At 32.0% G+C, this 23,159-nt stretch carries 21 protein-coding genes; 9 read left to right on the top strand and 12 right to left on the bottom strand.

Translation table 11 applies throughout. The annotated features are described in order from the left end of the window. Positions 1–74 precede the first annotated feature (74 nt). The 4 genes from ACJBCC_RS04525 to ACJBCC_RS04510 all read right to left on the bottom strand — a co-directional run bounded on the left by ACJBCC_RS04525 (position 75) and on the right by ACJBCC_RS04510 (position 5,605). Positions 75–1,061, bottom strand: a complete 987-nt coding sequence (locus ACJBCC_RS04525) for a YiiG family protein (protein WP_407556521.1) — start codon at positions 1,059–1,061, stop codon at positions 75–77. A gap of 151 nt (positions 1,062–1,212) precedes the next feature. Continuing rightward, a complete protein-coding gene (locus ACJBCC_RS04520) occupies positions 1,213–3,015 on the bottom strand; it encodes a M1 family metallopeptidase (protein WP_407556520.1) in 1,803 nt (600 codons plus the stop codon). 109 nt (positions 3,016–3,124) lie between these two features. Further along, positions 3,125–4,723 carry a S8 family peptidase gene (locus tag ACJBCC_RS04515; RefSeq protein ID WP_407556519.1) on the bottom strand — a complete coding sequence of 533 codons (1,599 nt, stop codon included), beginning with the start codon at positions 4,721–4,723 and terminating at the stop codon, positions 3,125–3,127. A 21-nt stretch (positions 4,724–4,744) separates the two neighbouring features. Then, a complete protein-coding gene (locus ACJBCC_RS04510) occupies positions 4,745–5,605 on the bottom strand; it encodes an MBL fold metallo-hydrolase (RefSeq protein WP_407556518.1) in 861 nt (286 codons plus the stop codon). Between the two features lie 170 nt (positions 5,606–5,775). Between ACJBCC_RS04510 and ACJBCC_RS04505 the strand changes: the two genes are divergently transcribed. Together ACJBCC_RS04505 and ACJBCC_RS04500 are read left to right on the top strand one after the other, a co-directional pair. Continuing rightward, positions 5,776–6,117: a DUF202 domain-containing protein gene (locus ACJBCC_RS04505; protein ID WP_407556517.1), complete on the top strand. Its 342-nt coding sequence runs from the start codon at positions 5,776–5,778 to the stop codon at positions 6,115–6,117. 185 nt (positions 6,118–6,302) lie between these two features. Then, positions 6,303–8,177 (top strand): cation:proton antiporter, encoded by a 1,875-nt coding sequence (locus ACJBCC_RS04500; protein WP_299098205.1) that lies wholly within the window; start codon positions 6,303–6,305, stop codon positions 8,175–8,177. A 57-nt stretch (positions 8,178–8,234) separates the two neighbouring features. Here ACJBCC_RS04500 and lepA read toward each other — a convergent pair whose 3' ends face one another. Next, a complete protein-coding gene (gene lepA, locus ACJBCC_RS04495; RefSeq protein WP_407556516.1) occupies positions 8,235–10,031 on the bottom strand; it encodes a translation elongation factor 4 in 1,797 nt (598 codons plus the stop codon). Between the two features lie 216 nt (positions 10,032–10,247). Between lepA and ACJBCC_RS04490 the strand changes: the two genes are divergently transcribed. After that, positions 10,248–12,638 (top strand): TonB-dependent receptor domain-containing protein, encoded by a 2,391-nt coding sequence (locus tag ACJBCC_RS04490; RefSeq protein ID WP_407556515.1) that lies wholly within the window; start codon positions 10,248–10,250, stop codon positions 12,636–12,638. A gap of 57 nt (positions 12,639–12,695) precedes the next feature. On the opposite strand, the gene ACJBCC_RS04485 is transcribed toward ACJBCC_RS04490, so the two are convergent. Then, positions 12,696–13,811: a TolB family protein gene (locus tag ACJBCC_RS04485; protein ID WP_407556514.1), complete on the bottom strand. Its 1,116-nt coding sequence runs from the start codon at positions 13,809–13,811 to the stop codon at positions 12,696–12,698. Positions 13,812–13,872: 61 nt separating this feature from the next. Here ACJBCC_RS04485 and ACJBCC_RS04480 point away from each other — a divergent pair, with 61 nt between their 5' ends. From ACJBCC_RS04480 to ACJBCC_RS04465, 4 genes are all read left to right on the top strand, one after another. Next, the gene (locus tag ACJBCC_RS04480) at positions 13,873–15,117 is read left to right on the top strand and encodes a M28 family peptidase (RefSeq protein WP_407556513.1); all 1,245 of its coding nucleotides are present in this window, start codon (positions 13,873–13,875) and stop codon (positions 15,115–15,117) included. Between the two features lie 40 nt (positions 15,118–15,157). Next, complete coding sequence (locus tag ACJBCC_RS04475; protein WP_299098210.1) at positions 15,158–15,625, top strand: hypothetical protein; 468 nt, start codon at positions 15,158–15,160, stop codon at positions 15,623–15,625. 41 nt (positions 15,626–15,666) lie between these two features. Further along, the gene (locus tag ACJBCC_RS04470; protein ID WP_299098211.1) at positions 15,667–16,254 is read left to right on the top strand and encodes a hypothetical protein; all 588 of its coding nucleotides are present in this window, start codon (positions 15,667–15,669) and stop codon (positions 16,252–16,254) included. Between the two features lie 67 nt (positions 16,255–16,321). After that, the gene (locus ACJBCC_RS04465) at positions 16,322–16,723 is read left to right on the top strand and encodes a DUF4345 domain-containing protein (protein WP_299098212.1); all 402 of its coding nucleotides are present in this window, start codon (positions 16,322–16,324) and stop codon (positions 16,721–16,723) included. Here ACJBCC_RS04465 and ACJBCC_RS04460 read toward each other — a convergent pair. Genes ACJBCC_RS04460 through ACJBCC_RS04445 form a run of 4 tightly spaced genes read right to left on the bottom strand, consistent with a single transcriptional unit; the run spans position 16,694 to position 19,581 of the window. Beyond that, entirely contained in the window at positions 16,694–16,906 is a 213-nt protein-coding gene (locus tag ACJBCC_RS04460; protein ID WP_299098213.1) for a hypothetical protein, read from the bottom strand. The genes ACJBCC_RS04465 and ACJBCC_RS04460 overlap by 30 nt on opposite strands. A gap of 2 nt (positions 16,907–16,908) precedes the next feature. Further along, entirely contained in the window at positions 16,909–18,300 is a 1,392-nt protein-coding gene (locus ACJBCC_RS04455) for a radical SAM protein (protein ID WP_407556512.1), read from the bottom strand. Then, a complete protein-coding gene (locus ACJBCC_RS04450; protein WP_299098215.1) occupies positions 18,290–19,033 on the bottom strand; it encodes a prolipoprotein diacylglyceryl transferase family protein in 744 nt (247 codons plus the stop codon). The genes ACJBCC_RS04455 and ACJBCC_RS04450 overlap by 11 nt, the downstream gene beginning before the upstream one ends. A gap of 14 nt (positions 19,034–19,047) precedes the next feature. Continuing rightward, positions 19,048–19,581: a hypothetical protein gene (locus ACJBCC_RS04445; RefSeq protein WP_299098216.1), complete on the bottom strand. Its 534-nt coding sequence runs from the start codon at positions 19,579–19,581 to the stop codon at positions 19,048–19,050. Between the two features lie 137 nt (positions 19,582–19,718). Between ACJBCC_RS04445 and ACJBCC_RS04440 the strand changes: the two genes are divergently transcribed. Both ACJBCC_RS04440 and dusB read left to right on the top strand, forming a co-directional pair. Further along, on the top strand, positions 19,719–20,372 hold the full coding sequence (locus ACJBCC_RS04440; RefSeq protein WP_299098217.1) for a hypothetical protein: 654 nt from the start codon (positions 19,719–19,721) through the stop codon (positions 20,370–20,372). Between the two features lie 11 nt (positions 20,373–20,383). Then, positions 20,384–21,379: a tRNA dihydrouridine synthase DusB gene (gene dusB, locus ACJBCC_RS04435; RefSeq protein WP_407556511.1), complete on the top strand. Its 996-nt coding sequence runs from the start codon at positions 20,384–20,386 to the stop codon at positions 21,377–21,379. Between the two features lie 55 nt (positions 21,380–21,434). Here the strand turns inward: dusB and ACJBCC_RS04430 are convergent, their stop codons facing one another. Then, positions 21,435–22,637, bottom strand: coding sequence for an FtsX-like permease family protein (locus ACJBCC_RS04430; RefSeq protein WP_299098219.1), 1,203 nt, complete (start codon positions 22,635–22,637; stop codon positions 21,435–21,437). Beyond that, on the bottom strand, positions 22,638–23,036 hold the full coding sequence (gene rbfA / locus ACJBCC_RS04425) for a 30S ribosome-binding factor RbfA (RefSeq protein WP_299098220.1): 399 nt from the start codon (positions 23,034–23,036) through the stop codon (positions 22,638–22,640). Positions 23,037–23,159: the final 123 nt, after the last annotated feature.

Below are 23,159 nucleotides of genomic sequence, written 5' to 3'. Positions count from 1 at the left end.
TTAATTATATTAAAAAACCATATCATTTGATATGGTCTTAAAGAGTTTATAAAAATTTTTATTAATGATAAATTTTAATTCATGCGGTTGTAATTAGTTACCAAGTTACCAAAAACCGCTCTCAATTTTAATGCAGAACCAGATGCCGGAATTGAAGGATGTGTTATTCCATAATCAAAATCATTTTTTTCAATACGTTCAATTAAATTTCTTGTTTCTCTTATGAAAGAATTGCCTTCTCTGATAAAACTAGGTAGAAAACTTTTTGCGATACTTGTTTTTCCAAATTCTTTTGTCTTTTGGGTTTCGTCTTTATTTTGCTCTTCTAGCTCATTGTGTACAGCACTAAAATCCGCAAGTTTTGCTTTTAAATCTTTTATATCTATGGATTTTAAATTTTCGCTATCTGCATTTCCGATAACATCAAAAACCTGATCTGCTTTATTTAATTCCATCATTAGGTTATATCTAATTAGCTCACCATTTTCTTTGTATTTATTAGCCTCAAATTCCTTCAGGCTATTTTGTAAGCCTTTAAAGTTAATGTACATAGTGTCATAACTTTTATAATAGTTTTCAAAAGCTTTTACAAGTTCTTTATGTAAATCTTTACCAAGTGCAAAATCATCATCTTTATAATCTTGTTTTTGATAGTATGAATCTGCTTTTTCTAAGGTAGAATAGAGTGTGGTAGCATCTTTTAATACAGTTTTCATTAAATCGTCTACTTCTTCAATTTCTGGATCTAGAGCAATTGCTTTTTCTAATTTTTCTAATTCAAAATCACTTAATGTTGTTACACCACCAATTCTTTTACTTTCTGTAGATGGTCCTTTTTCATAATCGGCCCATCTAAAATAACGTTCATAAGAATTTCCAACATTTTTATCGAAACGGTTCCCAAAGCCTATGTACATATTATATTTATCTATAAATTCTTTAGATTCAAATTTATCTAAGGTTTTAGTACTTACTTGCTCAGCATTGGAGGATTTTTTTTCATCGTTACAGCTTGTTGCAATAAATAATAAAGTAATACAGGATAAAATTAATTTTTTCATGGTTTATTTAGTGTTAATTACAGTGTAAAATTAACTCAAATACTAAAAATGTAAATAACTAATAATGGCGAATTTAGTATCCCAAAATTCAGGGATAAAAAAACCTCATCACTTAATGATGAGGTTTAATAAATTGTAATACTTTAAAAAATTATTCTATAGCTATAGTATTATTTTCACGGTTAACATCAGCCATCATTTGAGATGCATCAATTTCTACTGATTTTACATCTTTATTTGTCTTAAAGGAATACGTTGGCATTGCCCAAGCCCAATCGCTAATAATTGTTGCTGAGGTTGGTTTTTCGCCACGCATCATTTGTAAAGGAATATAAAAATCTTCTGTTGAACCATCTACATAAGTTACTGAAAGGTCTATAGGCATTGGCATTAGGCCAATACGTTCTAATATAATTGTTTTATTATCTATAGATTTTACAGCGTAATCAATGGTATTTGTGGTTTGTGCAAAATCAATAAAATACCAGTCGAGTTCAAAATCCGTAATACGTTCTGCTGTTCTTATAATATCGAAGGGTTTTGGGTGTTTAAATGAAAAATTATCAAAGTATGATTTAATAGTTTTATTTAAATTATCATTACCAATTACATAACCTAATTGCGCTAAAAAAACAGCACCTTTGTTATAAGCAGCAGCGCCATAAACTTGATTAAATGCATAACGATCAGAATGAGTTGTTAATGGTTGTTCATAACCTGAATTAGCTAAACCAAAATAACCCTTATAAGTACGAGCAAGCGGATTAGGATTTTTATCATCTTTAAGCGAATTCATCGCTAAAGTTGATATGTAGGTTGTAAAACCTTCATCCATCCACTCATGTTTAGTTTCGTTAGAAGCTAGTAAAAATTGAAACCATGTATGTGCTAACTCATGCGCAGTGACACCTAATAGACTACCATATTTTCGCTTACCTGTAATAAGTGTACACATAGCATACTCCATGCCGCCATCACCACCTTGTATTACTGAATACTGATCGTATGGGTATTTACCAACATTATCACTAAAGAAATCCATTAGTTGGGCTGTTTCTGCTTGTAGTTTTTTCCAATTGTCTAAGTATTCTTTCTTTAAATCTTTTTTATAGTAGAAATTAAGCATTGGTCCATTTGGCATTTGAAACGTATCATGAATAAAATCTGGATCTGCAGCCCAAGTAAAATCGTGAACATTTGGTGCTTTAAAGTGATGGGTTTTCTTTCCAGATTTTTTAGTTGGTTCGCCTTGTAAATAGCCAGTTCCACCAACGACGTAATCTTTATCTATTGTTAGTTTTACATCAAAATTCCCCCAAACACCATGAAATTCTCTCGCTATATATGGATCTGCATGCCATCCTTCATCGTCATATTCTGCTAATTTAGGATACCATTGCGACATAGATAAAGCGACACCTTCTGCGTTATTTCTACCTGAACGACGAATTTGAACAGGAACTTGAGCATCAAAATCCATATCAAAAGTGACCTTTTCTCCAGGTTGTATAGGTTGGCTTAGTTTTACTTCTAAAACGGTACCTACGGTTTCATAACTAATCGCTGTTCCGTTTTGTTTTAGAGAATTAACTTTAATATATCCTATTTCATTAGGTTGAAGCTTACTTATACGATCACCAATTTTTGGACTAGGATCTTTTATAGTACGTGAGCGTACATCCATTTCACTGCCTGGCTGAAAAGCATTGAAATATAAATGATAATATACACGCTTTAGTACATCTGGTGAATTGTTAGTATAAACCAATTTCTGTTTACCTACGTATTGGTAATTATTGACATCCATATCTATTTCCATAGAATAATCTACGTGTTGTTGCCAGTAGCTGTCTTTAGAAATAGGTGATTCTTTAACAACTTCCTTAGGAGGGTTGGATGCACCACACGCTATAAATAATACAAGTGAAAAAAGACTTATTAAGAAATGTCTCATGAAATTTGATTTAATTTGAAACTAAAGTTTATTGATAATTAACTAAAATGAGTTATTAAGCCATTACAACTCAATAACTCATTTTACAGGTCTACAATGATGTAGATGATTACATTTTTGAAGCTAAAATTAAAGCATTGTAAGCATTTACTATGCGTCCTGTTTTAGATAAATCTGAAAACGGTTTTACATTAGAAGCATCTCCACCTACAACAACTTTAGTTGTTAAAGGTAAACCAGATTCTAAAATAACTTGCTTTACTTGTGCAGCAGATAATTTAGGATAATATGAACGTACTAAAGCAGCAACACCAGCAACAGCAGGTGAGGCCATAGAAGTTCCACTTATACTTTTATATTCATTTTCTGGGAATGTAGAATAGATTCCAGAACCTGGCGCAAAGACATCAACATTCTTTTTACCGTAGTTAGAAAAACCAGAAACCATTTTAGATCCATATTTAGATGTTAATGAACCTACTCTAATATAAGTGTTAGATACCTCAACAAAATCTACATTATCATCAGGAAAGTTAGGCTCTACGTCAATGTTTTCACTTGAGTTACCTGCAGCATGTACAAAAACCACATCGTTATCTGAAGCATATTTAATAGCATCTCTTACCCATTCTGAATGTGGAGAAAAAGACTTACCAAAACTTCCGTTAATTACTTGTGCACCATTATCTACTGCGTAACGGATTGCTAAAGCAACATCTTTATCATACTCATCTCCATTTGGTACAGCTCTAATAGACATAATTTCTACGTTGTTAGCAACACCATTTGCTCCTAAACCATTATTACGTTCTGCAGCAATAATACCAGCAACGTGTGTTCCATGAGATTCAGATTTTTTTACAGGCTTAACGTTTCCGTTACCATAACCAGTATCAGATAAGTTGTTAATATCATCTCCAGTTTTACGACCCGAAAAGTCTTTGTTTAAGTTAAAGTTTAAACGTTCATTAATACTTTCTAAAGCATTATTAATTTCTACATTAGCTTCAGCTAAAGTTAAACCATTTGCACTCATTTGGTTTGCAATTTGCTTTGCTTGAGATAAAGACTCATCTTCAGTTTCAATAGCATTTACTTCCTCTAATGTATAGTCGCTTTTTCCTAATTGCTTAGTTAAAGTTTCATGCGCACCACTAACAGCTTGTGCTATTTGGTCGTACTGTGCTTTACGTCCTGTCCATAATTGGTAATCCTTATCGTATTGTGCTTGCGCAGCAGAATAACTAGGATTAGATGTATCTCCTGAAGCAATGATTCTTACAAATTCTAATTGTTCATCATAGGCATCTCCTAAGAAATTCCAACCATGAATATCGTCTACATAACCATTTTTATCATCATCAATTCCGTTGTTTGGTTTTTCTCCTTTGTTAGTCCAAAGTACACCATTTAAATCTTCATGATCAATATCAATTCCAGAATCAATAACAGCAACAATTACTGTCTTCCCTTTTTTGTTATTAATAATTTCAGCGTAAGCTTTATCAACGCTCATACCAGGAATTGTATCTTTTATTAGATCTAAGTGTCCCCAATTTTCTTTTTGAGCATCAGTTAATTCTGTAACTTTTAATGGTGATGTATCAATATTTTCAATTGGTGTAGATATAATATCTCCTGTTCCACAACCTAAAAATAAGGTTCCGGCAAATCCTAAATAGGCGATTAAATTGTAATTAATTTTCATTTTTCTTTAATGTTTAAAGCTTTAGTTAAATAGTGAGTTTGTTGTAAATGTTTCGTTTAGTCTCACACCTTTTTCTGTGTGTTTAACCGTTATAATTTCGTTATGCGCATCATGTTCTAAAAATAAATAGAAGTTATGGTCTGCAGCCATGTTCAAAAATAACTCTTTTTCATCTAAAGTTAATAATGGTCTAGTATCATAGCCCATAACAAAAGGTAAAGGTAAATGACCAACTGTTGGCAATAAGTCTGCCATAAAGCAAATGGTTTTTCCTTTATACTGAATCATAGGAATCATTTGTTTATCTGTATGACCATTTGCAAAGAAAATATCAAAACCTAAGTTAGAATTTTTTAAAATATGACTTTCAGGAATATCAGTAAATTTTAGATGACCACTTTCGTGCATTGGTAAAATATTCTCTTTTAAAAACGAAGCAACTTCTCTTCGGTTAGGCTCTGTTGCCCATTTCCAATGATTTTCATTACTCCAAAAATGTGCGTTTTTAAAAGCTGGTTCATAACCTGTTCGGTCTTTATTCCATTGAATACTTCCTCCACAATGATCAAAATGAAGATGTGTCATAAAAACATCAGTAATATCATCTCTGTGAAATCCGTATTGCGCCAAAGATTTATCTATACTATCATCACCATATAGAAAATAATAACCATAGAATTTTTCACTTTGCTTATTTCCCATACCTGTATCTATTAAAATAAGACGATTACCATCTTCAATTAATAAACAACGTGCAGCAATATCAATCATATTATTTTGGTCTGCAGGATTGGTACGTTGCCACAATGATTTTGGTACAACACCAAACATAGCACCACCATCTAATTTAAAATTTCCGGCATTAATAGGATATAATTGCATTGGCAAATTTTTGTAAAGTCTTGCAAATTACTAAAAGCATTAAAACTAATTGTTGTTAGTTAGCATAAATTACAGGATTTTTAACAAATAAGAACCGTATTATTCACTTTCAATTCTCAAAAAATAATTACATTTAGCTATCAGGTTTTTAAAACCACATATCTATAGAAATGAATACGTCTAAAAAGAAATCTAAAAAGAAAAATTTATTAAGCTTTGGTCGCGATTTTAATCCAGATCAAAAAGTAATTTTAAGAGATTATTTAGCCATTGAGCGCACACGTTTGGCTAATGAACGTACACTTTTATCGTATGTTCGTTCGTCTTTATATTTATTATTAGGCGCTATTGCACTGTATCAATTAAAAGAATTTGCAAATTTTGAATATTTAGCGCTCGTAGCCTTGGTGTTTTGCGTCATTTTTTTTGTGATTGGTGTTTATAGATTCACACTTTTAAAGAGAAGTCTAAAGAAACTTTATTATAGCGCAGAAGAAAGTAAAAACGATTAGCAATTAATAAAAAATAACGTGATCTATAAATTTAGTAAAACGGAATAGAACCACTTTAATAAAATACCAAAAGTTGAGTTTTAAAGGTAATTCCTGTTTAATTATCAATTAGAGTAAGTCGCGTTCCAATAGAATTAAATGGTTTTAAAGTCAATATTTAGTATTTTCACGCAAAATGTATTAAAATGTTAGAATTAGCAGGAATAATTATACTTGGTATATTGGCGCAATGGATGGCATGGAAATTTAAAATTCCAGCGATTTTACCACTAATATTGATTGGTCTTTTAGTTGGCCCAATTGCCGCAGAATTTTTAAGTGCAGATGGTACAAAGTGGATTGAACCTATATGGAATGAAACCGAAGGGTTATTTCCTGGAGAAAGCTTGTTTTATTTTGTTTCACTAGCCATTAGTATTATTCTTTTTGAAGGTGGTTTAACGCTAAAACTAAATGAAATAAAGAATGTGGGACCAGTAATTACAAAGTTAATAACCATTGGTTCACTAGTTACATTTTTCGGAGCAGCAATAGCAGCACGTTTTATTTTTGAACTTAGCTGGGAGATTTCATTTCTGTTTTCTGGTCTTATTATCGTTACAGGCCCTACTGTTATTACACCTATCTTAAGAAACATTCCATTAAAAAAAGATGTTTCAGCCGTTTTAAAATGGGAAGGTATTTTAATAGATCCAATTGGTGCATTAGTTGCCGTTTTGGTTTTTGAATTTATTAGTGTAGATGCTGGAGGCGAATTCACAAAAACAGCGCTAATAGAATTTGGTAAAATTGTGTTATTTGGCTCTACATTCGGGTTTACATTTGCTCATGCATTAAATTTTATTTTGAATAAAAAATGGGTCCCTCATTATTTAATGAATGTTTTTACGTTAGCTGCAGTTTTAGGTGTTTTTGTATTGTCTGATGCCTTTGCTCACGAATCTGGATTATTGGCAGTAGTTGTTATGGGAATGGTATTAGGAAACTCTAATTCACCACATCTAAAGGATATTTTATATTTTAAAGAATCACTTAGTGTACTGCTTATTTCAATACTCTTTATCCTTTTAGCAGCAAATATTAATTTTGAAGAATTATTATTAATTTATAACTGGAAAACAGCAATCCTTTTCTTAGTCATTGTATTTTTAATAAGACCTATTGGTGTGTTTTTAAGTACCATTGGTTCTACACTAAAACTGAACGAAAAACTCTTTATAAGTTGGGTAGGACCACGAGGAATAGTAGCTGCTGGTATAGCATCGCTATTTGGTTTAAAATTAGCGAGATTAGGTGTTCCTGGAGCAGAATATATAACACCCTTAGTATTTGTAATTGTATTAGGTACGGTTTTGCTTAATGCAACTACAGCAAGATTATTTGCAAGATTGGTAGGCGTTTTCTTAAAATCATCCAATGGAATTTTAATTGTAGGAGCATCTAAAGTTTCTAGATTATTAGGTCATTATTTAGAATCAAATGGAAGACATGTAGTGCTAATAGATAGTAACCAAAACAATATTACAAAAGCAAAGGAACTAGGCTTAGAAGCATTAAACACTAATATTTATTCTGATGCCTTAACGGATAATATAGAATTGAATGACGTTGGTTATTTAATGGCAATTACCGGAAATTCGGATATTAATAAATACGCTATTAATAAATTTAAAAAGCAATTTGGAGAAAACGGATCATTTAGATTAGTCACTTCAGAAGAAATTAGTAATCCAGATGTTAATCCAACAGAAGGGTTGTTTTCGCCCACTGATGATTACACTTCTTTATTAGAGGTTACTAGAAAATATCCATCCATACAGGAAATAGATATTGAAGACAAAGTACAATATGAAAACCTTATAGAAATTACGAATAAGAATAAGGATATTATTCCTCTATTTATTAAAGATGACGAGGGCGAATTACATATCATTTCTTCATTCAATAAAGAAATAAAAGACATAGGAGATAAAAACAAATTGGTGTATTTAGGAAAACCATTTGATGTTGAAAAAGTGGTGCATGAAGACGATAATCTACCTGATGTTACAAAAGAATGAAGCATAAAAAAATCCCTCTGAAAGAAGGGATTTTTTTATATAAGTTTAATAAATTATTTAATCATTCAATTTTAAAACAGCCATAAATGCTTGTTGAGGTATTTCCACATTACCTACTTGGCGCATACGTTTTTTACCTTTTTTCTGCTTTTCTAATAACTTACGCTTACGAGAAATATCACCACCATAACATTTTGCAGTTACATCTTTACGTAAAGCTTTCACGGTTTCTCTTGCAATAATTTTTGCGCCAATAGCAGCTTGAATAGGAATATCAAATTGTTGACGTGGAATAAGCTCTTTTAACTTCTCACACATCTTTTTACCAATATTATGTGCATTATCTGCATGAATTAAAGCAGAAAGCGCATCTACAGGTTGTGCGTTTAACAAAACATCTAATCTTACTAGTTTAGAAACTTTCATTCCAATAGGCGAATAATCAAAAGAAGCATAACCTTTAGAAACCGTTTTTAAACGATCGTAAAAATCGAAAACAATTTCTGCTAATGGCATTTCAAAAATTAATTCAACGCGCTCTGTTGTTAAATACGTTTGGTTAACAATCATACCACGCTTTTCTATACAAAGACTCATTACATTACCAACAAAATCTGCTTTGGTAATAATGGTAGCCTTAATAAAAGGTTCTTCAACTCTATTAACTGTAGTTGGTTCTGGTAAATCACTAGGATTATTAACTATAAAAGGAACATCTGGTTCTTTGTTAGTATAGGCATTATAAGATACGTTAGGAACCGTTGTAATAACCGTCATATCAAACTCACGCTCTAAACGTTCTTGAATAATTTCCATGTGCAACATACCTAAGAATCCACAACGGAATCCAAAACCTAAAGCCGCAGAACTTTCTGGTTGAAATACCAAAGACGCATCATTTAGTTGAAGTTTTTCCATAGAGTTTCTTAACTCTTCGTAATCTTCAGTGTCTACAGGATAAATACCAGCAAATACCATTGGTTTTACATCCTCAAAACCTTCAACAATATTGGTTGTAGGATTAGCAAAATCGGTAATAGTATCACCAACTTTCACTTCTTTAGCCGTTTTTATTCCTGTAATTAAGTACCCAACATCTCCAGCTTTTACGCTTTGTTTAGGCACTTGGTTTAGTTTTAATGTTCCTACTTCATCAGCAAAATATTCTTTTCCTGTGGCAACGAATTTAATTTTTTGTCCTTTTTTAATTTCGCCATTAAAGACTCTAAAATAGGTTTCAATTCCTCTAAATGTATTATAAACAGAATCGAAAATTAAGGCCTGTAATGGTTCATCTACATTGCCTTCTGGAGCAGGAATACGTTCAATAATTGCTTTTAGAATATTATCTACACCAAAACCAGTTTTTCCACTTGCATGAATCACTTCTTCAGGATCACAACCTAATAGATCAACAATATCATCTGTAACTTCTTCTGGGTTTGCACTTGGTAAATCTACTTTATTTAACACCGGAATAATCTCTAAATCATTTTCTAAAGCTAAGTATAGATTAGAAATGGTTTGTGCTTGTATACTTTGAGCAGCATCTACAATAAGTAATGCACCTTCACAAGCAGCAATAGATCGAGAAACTTCGTATGAAAAATCTACGTGACCAGGTGTATCAATTAGGTTAAGAACATATTTCTCGCCTTCAAATTCATAATCCATTTGTATGGCATGTGATTTTATGGTAATACCACGTTCGCGCTCCAAATCCATACTATCTAAAAGTTGGGCTTGTTGCTCTCTAGCAGTCACAGAACCTGTATAATCTAGTAAGCGATCTGCTAAGGTGCTCTTTCCGTGGTCAATATGTGCAATAATGCAAAAGTTACGTATGTTCTTCATGTCTATTTTAAAGGCAATGAACTCATCAAAAACGAGTTCTAATATCTAATTTGCAAATATAATCGATTTCTTGTGCTTTAAACTATCAATTATTACAATTAAACGCTGCTATTTACGTCAAAACCACAACAAAAAGTAAAAAACTATTAATATATTGCCTCTCAATTTTTGTGAATGGTATTTAGTAGTCGTTACTTCATTTGTTTAATCTTTGTTTTGCTTAGTTCTGCTATTTGGGCTCAAGAGTCATCAATATCTGGACAAGTAGTGGATTCCAACAATATGCCTATTTCATTGGCTAATGTGGTCATACTTAGTGAAGACGGTACGTCTTTTTTAAAAGGGACATCTACAGATGATGAAGGTTTTTTTAATATAACAAACCTTTCTACCGAAATATATGTAATAAAAATTAGCTTCATTGGTTTTGAAGAATTTGAACAAAAAATTATACTAACAGGAAACTTAGATTTAGCAAAAATTCAGCTTCAAGCAATTTCCGAAAGTTTAGATGAAGTTACTGTCATTGCAAAAAAACCAACTATAACTCGTAAGCCAGATCGACTTGTATTTAATGTAGAAAATACGGCTTTAACAGAAGGTTCTACACTTGGTGTTTTAAAAAGTACACCTGGTATTATTGTTTCTGAGGGTAGTATAAATATTAAAAGCTCACCTGCAACAGTTTTTATAAATAATAGACGTGTACAACTCACATCTGATGAGCTCATAACATTATTAGAAAGTGCGCCTGCAAACAGTATAAAATCGGTTGAGGTAATTACAAATCCGCCAGCAAGTTATGACGCAGATTCTGGATCTGTAATTAATATAATAATGAATAAAAACCTAGTTACAGGTTATAGAGGAAGTGCATTTGTTAATTATACTCAAGCAGTTTTTCCGAGATATAATGCAGGTACGAGCCATTACTTTAAAAACAATAAAATCAATCTTAACTTAAACTATAGTTATTCTCAAAATAAAGTAAATAGAGATCAAGATGATACTATTAATTATTTAGAAAATACAAATCCTAATCCAGACGAAGAAGCTATTTACGAAATTGACCAAATTTGGAAATCTAATATTAACAGAAACACATGGTCTCAAACACATAATCTAAATCTTAATTTTGATTATTATATTGATGATAATAATACATTGAGCCTTACAAGTACAGGTCTTTACACGCCTTTTTATAAGTATTTGGTTAAAAACAAAACAGATATTTTTGATGAGAATTTAAGCCTTCAAGATCGTTTTACTACAGATAATTTATCTAGAGATAAACAATATAACATTGGTACAGATTTAAACTTCAGACATAGTTTTGAAAGTGGTGCAAGCCTGTCATTAAATGGTCACTATACGATCTATGATTACAATCGAGATCAAAACGTGTTTACCAATAATTATGATATTGATAACACTTTTGAAGATAGCTCAGAGTTTAATACAGACGCCAACCAAAACACCAATATTATCAATGGTAAAGTAGATTACAGTTTGCCTATAAATGAAACATCGAGTTTAGATATTGGAGCAAAATACTCTCACATAAATACAGAAAGCGACATTACAAGGTTTGATATTGTTGGCGGAACTGAAGTTATAAATATAGATAACACAGATGCTTTTGAATATGATGAAAATGTATTAGCAGCTTATTCAAACTATTCAAAATCTTGGGATAAATGGGAATTAAGTGTTGGTCTTAGAGTAGAACAGAGTAATATTGAAGGTACATCTGTTACTTTAGACGAAACCAATAAGCAAGATTATTTAAATTGGTTTCCTAATGCGAGTTTATCACATCAAATTTCAGAATCAGTTAATGTAACAGCTAATTACAAACGAAGTATTACAAGACCAAGTTACAAGGATTTAAACCCGTTTACTTTCTTTTTAAATGAGAGCAATGTGGTTCTTGGTAACCCTAATTTAAATCCAACATACATAGATTATTATTATTTAGGTGTTAACTTTTTAGAGAACTTTACCATTTCAGGATATTACAAAAATTTTGATGGCGATATTGTAGAGTTACCTAGACAAGATAATGACACTAATATAATTGCTTATACACCAACCAATCTCGAGAACAAAGTAGAGTATGGGTTTGATTTAGAATATATCGCTGCACCAGCAAGACATTGGGACCTATATTTTGTAACTTCTTTTTATAATATCGCTGAAGAAGCCAGTTTTATAGAAGGTTTTGCTGAGCAAAATCAATGGTCTAATTACAGTGTGTTATCTAATAGTTTTGCATTTTTAAAAGACCAAAGTTTAAATGCCAGTTTAACCTTCACTTGGGTTGGTAAAAACTTACAGCAATTTCAAACCATAGATGATAGGTTGGTCTCAGAACTAAGTGTTTCTAAAACTATTTTAAAGAAAAAGGGTGTAATTACTTTTGCTGTTGAAGATTTCTTTGATCTTCAAGATTTTAAATCTAAAACACGTTATTTAAACCAATCTAGTTACAGCTCTGTGGATATTGATAATAGATTCATAAAACTAGGTTTCCGTTACAAATTTGGTAATACTAAGTTGTCTACTAACGAACGTACTACAGATGCAGAAGAACGCGAAAGACTTTAATCCTGCCATTCTGCAATAAATAAGTCTGTATCTCAATTTGTGTATTTCAGAAAATCGCTAATCGCGCCATTCTGCAATAAACAGATTAGTATCGCGTCCACCACCATTATTTCTATTAGAAGAAAAGGCTAAATATTTACCATCATTAGAAAACACAGGGAACGCATCAAACGTTTCGCCATGTGTTACACGTTTTAAATTCTTTCCATCGATATCTATTAAATATAAGTTGAAAGGAAAACCGCGTTTTGCCTCAAAGTTAGAAGAGAATAATACCTTATCTCCAGAAGGATGAAAAAATGGACTCCAATTAGCATTGCCTAAATCGGTTAATTGTCTTAAATCAGAACCATCTGCATTACAGATATAAAGTTCCATCTCTGTTGGCTGTACTAAACCTTCAGCTAATAAATCTTTGTATTCTTTAATTTCTTCTTCTGTTTTTGGTCGAGACGAACGGAAAATTAATTTACTACCATCTGGCGAGAAAAATGCGCCTCCATCGTAACCTAATTCATGCGTTATTTGTTTAACATCACTACCATCAATATTCATGGTATATAATTCTAAATCGCCACTTCTGGTTGAGGTAAATACAATTTTATCGCCTTTAGGAGATACTGTAGGCTCTGCGTCGTACCCAATCTCATCGGTTAATTGTTTTACAATATTACCTTCTAAATCGGCAACAAAAATATCATAGCTGTCATAGATTGGCCAAATGTATTTCCCATCTTTTTTAAGAGGCGTATCAGGACATTCGTCTTGTTTTAAATGCGTGGACGCATAGATAATATGTTTATTGTCTGGCAAGAAATATGCACATGTTGTTCTCCCTTTTCCGGTACTTAGCATTGGTGGTGCAATACTATCTGTAAAGGTTTCGTTTGCATTCATTAAAAACATTTGATCACAACCAACGCCCCATTTTGCGTTGTTAGATTGAAACACTAATTGTTTATCATCAAAACTCCAATACGCTTCTGCATTATCGCCTCCATAAGTCACTTGTCTAATAGATTTAAAATGGGTTTCTTCTGGGTAGATTAATGAATCGTATTTTTTAGTCGCTCCAGAGGTAGTATCTGTAGAATAACCTGAAGCATCAGATCTTTCATTTTTACAAGACGAAATTGTAACAAGTAGAAGTAAAATAACAATGATTCTGTACATAATATAGGATTATAATAAATGGCTTTTAATGCCTAATTTTGTGCAAAAATATGGTTTACAGATGAAAAAATTACTTTTTTTATTCCTTTTAGCAGGAATATCAGCTTGTAAAAACGAGCCCAAAGTTGCTGAGGATAACATTAAAGCAGACGTAGTATTTTTGGCAGATGATAAGTTAGAAGGTCGTCAAACAGGTACGCAAGGTGAAGTTTTAGCTTCAGAATACCTTATTAAACGCTATATCGATATTGGGCTACAACCTAAAGGAACTGAAGGGTTTTTGCAATCATTTTCGTTTAAACCTAAAACAGATCCTCATAGTGAAGTAGAATTTACAACTAATGCAGATAGCACAATTACAGGTCATAATGTTATAGGTTTTATAGATAATAAAGCGACAACTACAATTGTTATAGGTGCGCATTACGACCATTTAGGATATGGTGGTGAAGGCTCTTTGTTTAGAGGCGAAGAAAAAGCAATCCATAATGGTGCGGATGATAATGCAAGTGGAGTAGCAGTAATGCTAAATTTGGCAAGCCGATTAAAAGTGAGAAATGATCAGGCTGAAATAAAAGATAAAAACAACTATTTATTCATGGCTTTTTCTGGAGAAGAAATGGGATTGTTAGGTTCTAATTATTTTTCAAAAAACCCAACTATTGAATCTGAATCTATTAATTATATGATTAATATGGATATGGTTGGCAGAATGAAAGCGGATAGTACTTTAGCTGTATACGGAACAGGTACATCACCAATGTTTAAACAAACAATTAAAGCAAATAACGATAAGTTTAAAATCGTTGAAAACGAAAGTGGAGTAGGACCAAGTGATCACACGTCTTTCTATTTAATTGATATTCCGGTGTTGCACTTTTTTACTGGTCAGCATGAAGATTATCATAAACCGGGTGATGATTCAGAAAAGTTGAATTATGATGGCATGAATTTAATTTCAGATTACATCTTCAATATTATTACCGATTTAGATGATAATGGCGAATTAGCATTTAGAAAAACAAAAAATGAAAGCGAAGAAACACCTCGATTTAAGGTAGGCTTAGGTGTTGTTCCAGATTATTTATTTGACGGTAAAGGTATGCGCATTGATGGCACGCGAGAAGAAACACCAGCTTTTAATGCTGGTATACAAAAAGGGGATGTGGTTATTAAATTAGGTGATAGTACTGTAACTGATATGATGAGTTATATGAGAGCGTTATCTATTTTTGATAAAGGCGATGAAGCAGCAATTACTGTATTAAGAGGCAAAGAAACTATTAATACAAAGGTTAAGTTTTAGAAGAAACTTAGTTTTGATTTAATAAGTAGAGCATGTAGGAATGTTAAAAATAACACGAGTAATTTTCTATGTTATATTATTCTTTTTTATTGGAGATGTATTCGATTTGTTTCAATCAAAACTAATCTTTTTTAAAAGTTTCATTTATTACAGCATTTTACTTTTACCTATTCCTATGCTTATTATGGAACTAAAAGCAAATTGTTCTGAACCTATATTGAGAAACGCTATTCCAACAATAACTCTAGTTGGATTGCTATATTTAAACCCTTTAAAAATTTTGTGTCATAGCGAACCTTGGAAAACCAAACAAGTTATCCTAATTAATGAAAACTATGAAAATCATAAAGTAGAAATTCAATCTAAGGATAACGGAGATTTAAAAAAGACCAAGCGAAACACAGAGGTTTATTACTTATCACAATATTTTTATGTTGTTTTATCTGAAGATTATGATGATAGAAACTTTATAGGAACCAATTGGAAAGGAATAGACTCAAAAAAATAATGTAGATTTGTGGTTTAACATTAATTAAATTCCCAAATATTATGAAAAAACTTTTATCTCTATTTTGTCTTTTTACCTTGTTAACAGCATTTACTTGTGAAGACGAACCTATAGATGATGGTATAGATTCAGGACCAAATAATACTAATGTAGCATTAATAGGCACTTGGGATTTAACTGATTTTAGTGTTACCTTAGAAACGTCTACAGATTTTAATGGACAAAGTTTTACGTCTGATATTGATATACAAAGTACTGAAGAAAATTACGAGCTAACATTTACAGAAAGTAATTTTACAACAAGTGGAAATTACACTTATGATACCAGTATTGTTGTAAATGGAGAAATTGCTCAGTCAGAGCCTTACACATTAGAGAATGTCAGTGGAAGTGGAACGTATACTACAAGCGGAAATGTTATGACTGTAGATGGATCGTTTTTTGAATTTGAATTTGAAGGCATGGATGATAGTGCATTACAAGGCGAACAAACAGGAACATTTGATATTTCTGCTGATGGCCAAACACTAACATTTTCACAAGACGAAACAGTATCTCAAACAGAACCTACAACAGGTACAGTAACATCTAGCACAACAGTCTCTACCTCTGTTTGGACTAAACAATAAGACTTGTTTTTGCGATAATTATATTAATAGGTCTTTCAGGTAATAAAACATTGAAAAAACCATATTAATGAAGATAACTCAAAACGCAATTATTACTAAAGTTCATCTTGTAATTTCGGTGTTAATTGTTGTACCAATTGCTTTTGTTTACGGATTCAATCCAAGTTCAGAGTTTGATATTCATTTGAATACTATTGATGAGCATAACCAGTTTAAAGCCGTTATGGGTTTATATTTAGGGTTTTCAATAGTTTGGATTTTAGGGATTTTTAAAGCTAAATTTTTCAAACTGGCATTGACTTCCAATATCATTTTTATGATAGGATTAGGCTTTGGAAGAATTTTGAGTTGGCTTATAGATGGCACACCAACTTTTGGATATCAATTTGGCGCTTTTGCAGAGATATTTCTTGGTTGTTACGGACTTTGGGTATTAATATCACATCATCATACTGCCACAAATTCCTAAACTTATAATAACATATACAGCAGCTAAAATGAATAAAACTTTAGCTGCTTTTTTGTTTTTTTTGAGTACTGCAAAGCCAATAATAGCTAGTAAAATTGCAGGACCAAACATTATAGCAACAATTAATATTATTAAGCCATCTAAATTCATTCCTCCCGTTGCTTCAATCAATAATGTTGTCATAGCTATATTTCGTTTCTAAGTTCTTCTAGTCGTGCTTTTTTATCATCTCTGTAAAACAAATTCATGGTTTCAAAAGGGATAATTTTATTGTCTTTATCTACAATATGTACGCACGATTTTTTTATGGCGCGTACATCAAAATTATAGGCATCTATAAATTGCATTATTATAACCCTAAACAAATTATCATACCCTAAATTTGGCGCATCAATATTTGGTAAACAACACATTATTGATTTTAAGTTTTCTTCTGCAACCTCAACGGAATTCCCAGTACTAAATAATTCAATCATTTTATCTTGAAGCTGTTCATCTTGCTCATAAATAATAGTGTTTTTACTATTATCTAATAAATCATTTGGGTTAATATAGCGAGTAAGTGGTAAAACTTCGTTACCTAGTTTTAAGGCATAACCCATAACTAAAGCATCAGGATTGCAAGGCACAGGCAATAGATCATCCGGATTAAAGATATCAGTTTGTTCCATTATTTTTCGTCGTACCTCAGTTAGAGTCATTCTATCCGTTTCTGGATTAAAATTATCTAAACGACCAGCAATTTGCGTAGGTTGTAAGGTTACACCTCTAACACATTGCTGTTTTAATGCGTGGTCTATTATTTTTCCTATTTCATTATCATTTAAGCCTTTCTGAAGTGTTACAACCAAAGTTGTAGATAAGTTAAGCTTATTTAAATTTTCTAAAGCTTGCTTTCTAATATCATTTAAATCTGCACCTCGTAATTCTTTTAAAACACTGTTTTCAAAAGAATCAAATTGTAAATAAATTTCAAAATCAGGAGCGTAGGTTTTAAGTCTTTCGGCAAAGGCAAAATCTTTAGCTATTTTAATGCCATTAGTATTCAACATTAAATGTCTAATAGGTAATGATTTTGCATAGTCCATAATTTCCCAAAACTGAGGATGAATGGTTGGTTCACCTCCAGAAATTTGTACCACATCTGGCTCTTTTTCATTCCTAACAATAGTATCTAACATGGCTTTAACTTCTTCTAGCGTTCTATGTCTTCCATAAGTTGGTGAAGAACCAGCATAGCAGGTTGGGCAAGTTAAATTACAACGGTCTGTAACTTCTACGACTGTTAAACAACTGTGTTGCTCGTGGTCTGGACACAAACCACAATCGTAAGGACAACCATAATCTGTTTTAGTGTTGAATTTATAAGGCGTTTCGCTAGGTTTGTTGTAGTTTCTTATGTTTTTGTAATATTCAATATCATCTGCAATAAGCACTTTAGAGTTGCCGTGTTCTTTGCAACGTTTTAGCATATAGACATTACCGTTTTCAAATACAATTTTGGCATCTACACGTTTTAAACATTCAGGACATAAGCTTAAAGTAAAATCGTAATAAGTATAGTTTCTAACTGGCATTTTTGATGTTTCGTAGGATGAATTTGTAGTAATACAACCAACAAATTACACATAATAGTTGAATAGTGCTTAGTCCTAGGAGGTAAAAAACATTTGGTTTTAGAAATTCCATAAAAAAACGAAAGCCAAAATAACTCAACATAAAAATTTTGAAGAGATCTCCATTTTTTAAATTATTATGGCTTTTAGTTCGCTTTAAAATAATGAATAGAAGAATCAAGAACACCAATTCGTAAAGTGACGTTGGGTGTCTAAGTAAACCATCTCCTAAATCCATACCAAAGATGGATGAGGTTTCATTTCCATAAGTAAATTCATTAACTCCAGATAAAAAGCAACCAATTCTTCCTATAAAAATGCCAAAAATTATAGGAAACACAAACAAGTCGCCAGACGATTGTTTTTCGCCAATAATATGTTTAGCCAACTCTACACCGAGCAAACCACCAAATAATCCACCCATTATGGTTTTGGTATTTAGCAATTGAAGCAAGTTTTGTTGAGAGAATTCAACAAGCGGATTTTCTAAAATGCCAATAAGGCGTGAGCCAATTAAAGCACCTAAAGCTGCACCAAGAATAATGGATAAACGATTGTTGTTAGAAATGACATCGGTTTGCCTTCGTTTTAAAAACACATAGTATCTAAAACCAATAAAAAATGCAGCATACTCTAATATGAGATGTATATTTATTTGGTATCCAAATACTATAGGTTCAAATGGAATTTGCAAGGTATTTGAATTTTTTAAACACCTAAAATTTCAGCATCAACTCTAAATTTGGTGTCTATTGTAATGTCGTGTGTTTGGCTAATGGTTTCGTCTGTAATAGTTTTTACACGTAAATTAAAACTGTCTTTTTTAATGTAAGACTTTAGTTCTTGTCCTAAAACATCTAGAGAAATTGTATTATCGTCTGTGTTTTCAAGATTAAAGATATTAGCAATTTCTAATTCCTCTAAATCTTCAGCATCAATATAAATGTGTACTTCTTTTAGAAAATTAAAGTTACCACTTTCAGGCGAGTCGATTGTTAGTTTTAAACTTTTCAATTTAATGCTCTCAATTAAATCTTTGTGCGTGTTGTTACTTTCAAATGAGGAGTCTGATTCTGTTGTAACATCTGGCGTATTTAGACTAAAAGGTGAGTCAATTAGTGTTGTTGCCGGAATGGAGTAATTCGTTTGATAGTCTAAATCAAACTTGGTTAAATCGTCCACAACGTCACAACTATAGAGTACCACAAATGCTATGAATAATGTAAGTAGGTTATTTTTCATAATAATAGATTTGGCTGTAAATATACATAATATGTTCAATTTGGTTAATACAAGCCATAATAATACAATTTCTAAAACATTGGGTTTTACAAGGTTCATTGTATATTTGCAGCCAAATTAATCTTATCATATTTGTTATGTTTAAAAAATCACTTGCTATACTGTCTTTACTAATCGTTTTTAGTTCTTGTTGGAAAGACAAAAGTCCTGAAGACTTAATTCGTTTAAAAGACAAGTTTAAATCTCAAGTCTCAGATTTTGAAAGTAAAAAGGAGGTGGCTAATAAAAAGGTATCTCAAGGTTTAGAATCTTTAGGGGAATTAAAATTAGCTTTAGAAGACGCAAAAAATGAAGATAAAGAATTTGCTAAGGTGTATGGCGATTGGGAGAAAGTAGACAAGCGCGTTAACAATCTAAATAAGGAATACGAAGATTTAAAAACTAAAGCTTCAAACTTATTTACAGCCATGGAAACGCAAACCAATAGTTTAAGTGATGAGAAAAGTAGAAACACCTTGCTAAAAGCTATAAATAAGGCCAAAACAAAGTATAATGTTACTTTGTCTAATACATCTGAGGCTATAGGTAAATTAAGACTATTACATAAAGATGCTGTTGAGGTGGTTAAAGCTTTAGAAGTCGCAGCGGCTTTAAATTCGTTTGATTCTATAAACGGACAAATGAAAAGTATTGAAGATAGAGTAGATGGCATTATGCAAGAATTGAATGTTGCCGTTGTTGAGAGTAAAAAACTCTACGAGAAAAAAATAACAGAATTAGGCGACGATTAAATACATATAGATTGGTTAAAATAGGCGACATAGAATTACCAGATTTCCCATTGCTTTTAGCACCAATGGAAGATGTAAGCGATCCTCCATTTAGAGCGTTATGTAAAGAGCAAGGTGCAGATGTAGTATATACAGAGTTTATTTCTAGTGAAGGTTTAATTAGAGACGCGGCAAAAAGCGTAATGAAATTAGATATTTACGAAAAAGAACGACCTGTAGGTATACAAATATTTGGTGCCAATATGGAAAGCATGTTGCAAACCATTGATATTGTAGAAAAATCTAAACCAGATATAATAGATATTAATTTTGGTTGTCCGGTTAAAAAGGTAGTGTCTAAAGGCGCAGGAGCTGGCATCTTAAAAGATATTTGTCTTATGGAACAGCTTACAGCAGAAATGGTTAAACGCACCAATTTACCTGTAACTGTAAAAACGCGTCTAGGTTGGGACGACAATTCTATTAAAATTGTTGAGGTTGCAGAACGTTTGCAAGATGTTGGTTGTGCTGCCATTTCAATTCATGGAAGAACCAGAGCCCAAATGTATAAAGGTGATGCAGATTGGAAACCAATTGCAGAAGTAAAGAATAATCCACGTATGCATATTCCTGTATTTGGAAATGGTGATGTTACCTCACCAGAAAGAGCTGCGGAAATGCGAGATTCTTACGGATTGGATGGCGCAATGATAGGAAGAGCATCTATAGGAAATCCTTGGTTTTTTAAACAAGTAAAACACTTTTTTGAAACAGGAGAGCATTTAGCACCTATATCAATGCCAGAACGTGTTGAAGCGGCCAGAAGACATCTGCAAATGGCTATAGACTGGAAAGGAGAAACCCTTGGCGTATTCGAAACCCGAAGACATTATACCAATTATTTTAGAGGAATTCCGCACTTTAAAGAATACCGAATGAAAATGGTTACAAGTGATGACTCTAAAGATGTATTTGCGGCTTTTGATGAGGTTTTAGAAAAGTTTGCAGACCATCAGTTTACGTCTTAATCTAATTTAAGTATCAAAAAGTTATTCTAGTTTGGTTTGAAGGCGTCTTTCAATTTTAGCTTTTAATTAAGCTAGGCGTAATACGTTGGGATGCAATTTTTGATGCCATTATACCAAAAGCAAAAATGGTTACTAATACCAAAATAACATTGAAGAAGTTAAGACGTACAGGATAAGCTAAGTCAGGTGTAAGCATAACCAATTCAAAAGTCTGCTGTACAAACACTACGATTATACCTATCACAACACCTATAATTCCACTCACAATAGTCATTAAACTACCTTGTAGAAAGAAAATAGATTTAATCGCTTTGGTTTCTGTACCTAAATGAAATAACGTGTTGAGAGATTTCTTTTTATCTAAAATCATCATAATTATGGCACCAATTACATTGAATAATGCAATGATTATGACTAACGTAAAAATGAGGTAAATAGCAAGGTTTTCTGTATTCAACATTTTGAATAGAGCATCATTTAATTCAGCTCTGTTTTTAATGATAAACTTATCGCCAAAAGTTGCTTTAAGTTGTGATCTTATGTGATCTTCGTCGCTATCATTATTTAATTTTAGTTCAACAGCACTCAATTGATTATCAGCAAAATTTAAAAGTTGTCTTGCCAATTCAATATCGGCAAACATATATTTATTGTTTAATTCTTCGTTTATTTCAAATAATCCAACATTAGTTACATACACAGAATTGTAATACCCTTGAGGCGTGCTTGCTTGGCCAACACCAACTTTAGGCACATATAATGATAAAGGTTGTAAGTAATCTAAAATTCCGAATGATAGATTATTAGATATTCCCCAACCCGAAACAACATCATTAGTTCCTGGTGTAATCCAATTACCTTTTGTAACCATAGAATCGATGTTGGTAACTTTAAGGTAATTTTCATCAACACCTTTTAGAGTGGCAACTAAATTTTTATTGTCAGATTTTATGAAAATACGCTCCTCTACAATCTTAGAGTAGGAATCGATACCATCGATTTTAATTAGTGATGCTTTGTCTTTTTCTGTCCATTGAAATGATTTACCTTCTGTAGGTATCAATTTTAAATCTGGATCAACAAAAGAAGAATATTGTAGACTAAAATCCTTTAAACCAGCAAAAACAGACAACACAATTAAAAGTGCTGCTGATGCAATAATGACGCCTCCTGAAGCAATCAATGTCATTATATTAATGGCATTATTACTGCTTTTTGAAAACAAATATCGTTTTGCTATATATAAAGGAAAATTCACTTAAGACTTTTTGCGCTTACCTAATAAATCTGGGTTTTCTAGAGGGTTGTCTTCACCTTTAAGAGAACGTTCAATGCCATCAATATATTCTAATGAATCATCTATAAAAAACTCTAATTGTGGCATTCGTCTTAATTGATGACGTGTTCGTTGCGATAATTCATGCCTAATAAGTGGTTTATTAGATTTAATGCCTTCTAATAACGGCTGTGCTTCTTTGTTTGGAAAAATACTAAGATATACCTTAGCCACCGATAAGTCTGTAGTAACATTTACTTTACTTACTGATATTATTACACCACGCAATCCACCATCTGTGGCTGCTTTTTGTAATACTTGCGCTAAGTCTTGTTGAAGGATGCCTCCAATTTTTTTTTGTCTTTGTGTAAATTCTTCCATAATGCCTATTCTAACTAAACTTCTGCAAAAGTAGATGATATTTAAGGATTATCTTATTTTTGATGGTAGAATTTGATTTTATGAATCAATTACACTTAAAAATTGAAAATAGAACTGCTTCAG

It is taken from the genome of Winogradskyella sp. 4-2091, assembly GCF_045765065.1.
Taxonomy (GTDB): Bacteria; Bacteroidota; Bacteroidia; order Flavobacteriales; family Flavobacteriaceae; genus Winogradskyella.
Note: the sequence above shows the minus strand (reverse complement) of the source record. Positions and strands in the feature narration are given on the sequence as shown.

Excerpts from the sequence above, each read along its gene's own strand:
- ACJBCC_RS04525 (WP_407556521.1), bottom strand. The coding sequence starts at position 1,061 with ATGAAAAAATTAATTTTATCCTGTATTACTTTATTATTTATTGCAACA.
- ACJBCC_RS04520 (WP_407556520.1), bottom strand. The coding sequence starts at position 3,015 with ATGAGACATTTCTTAATAAGTCTTTTTTCACTTGTATTATTTATAGCG.
- ACJBCC_RS04515 (WP_407556519.1), bottom strand. The coding sequence starts at position 4,723 with ATGAAAATTAATTACAATTTAATCGCCTATTTAGGATTTGCCGGAACC.
- ACJBCC_RS04510 (WP_407556518.1), bottom strand. The coding sequence starts at position 5,605 with ATGCAATTATATCCTATTAATGCCGGAAATTTTAAATTAGATGGTGGT.
- ACJBCC_RS04505 (WP_407556517.1), top strand. The coding sequence starts at position 5,776 with ATGAATACGTCTAAAAAGAAATCTAAAAAGAAAAATTTATTAAGCTTT.
- ACJBCC_RS04500 (WP_299098205.1), top strand. The coding sequence starts at position 6,303 with ATGTTAGAATTAGCAGGAATAATTATACTTGGTATATTGGCGCAATGG.
- lepA (WP_407556516.1), bottom strand. The coding sequence starts at position 10,031 with ATGAAGAACATACGTAACTTTTGCATTATTGCACATATTGACCACGGA.
- ACJBCC_RS04485 (WP_407556514.1), bottom strand. The coding sequence starts at position 13,811 with ATGTACAGAATCATTGTTATTTTACTTCTACTTGTTACAATTTCGTCT.
- ACJBCC_RS04480 (WP_407556513.1), top strand. The coding sequence starts at position 13,873 with ATGAAAAAATTACTTTTTTTATTCCTTTTAGCAGGAATATCAGCTTGT.
- ACJBCC_RS04475 (WP_299098210.1), top strand. The coding sequence starts at position 15,158 with ATGTTAAAAATAACACGAGTAATTTTCTATGTTATATTATTCTTTTTT.
- ACJBCC_RS04470 (WP_299098211.1), top strand. The coding sequence starts at position 15,667 with ATGAAAAAACTTTTATCTCTATTTTGTCTTTTTACCTTGTTAACAGCA.
- ACJBCC_RS04465 (WP_299098212.1), top strand. The coding sequence starts at position 16,322 with ATGAAGATAACTCAAAACGCAATTATTACTAAAGTTCATCTTGTAATT.
- ACJBCC_RS04460 (WP_299098213.1), bottom strand. The coding sequence starts at position 16,906 with ATGACAACATTATTGATTGAAGCAACGGGAGGAATGAATTTAGATGGC.
- ACJBCC_RS04455 (WP_407556512.1), bottom strand. The coding sequence starts at position 18,300 with ATGCCAGTTAGAAACTATACTTATTACGATTTTACTTTAAGCTTATGT.
- ACJBCC_RS04445 (WP_299098216.1), bottom strand. The coding sequence starts at position 19,581 with ATGAAAAATAACCTACTTACATTATTCATAGCATTTGTGGTACTCTAT.
- ACJBCC_RS04440 (WP_299098217.1), top strand. The coding sequence starts at position 19,719 with ATGTTTAAAAAATCACTTGCTATACTGTCTTTACTAATCGTTTTTAGT.
- rbfA (WP_299098220.1), bottom strand. The coding sequence starts at position 23,036 with ATGGAAGAATTTACACAAAGACAAAAAAAAATTGGAGGCATCCTTCAA.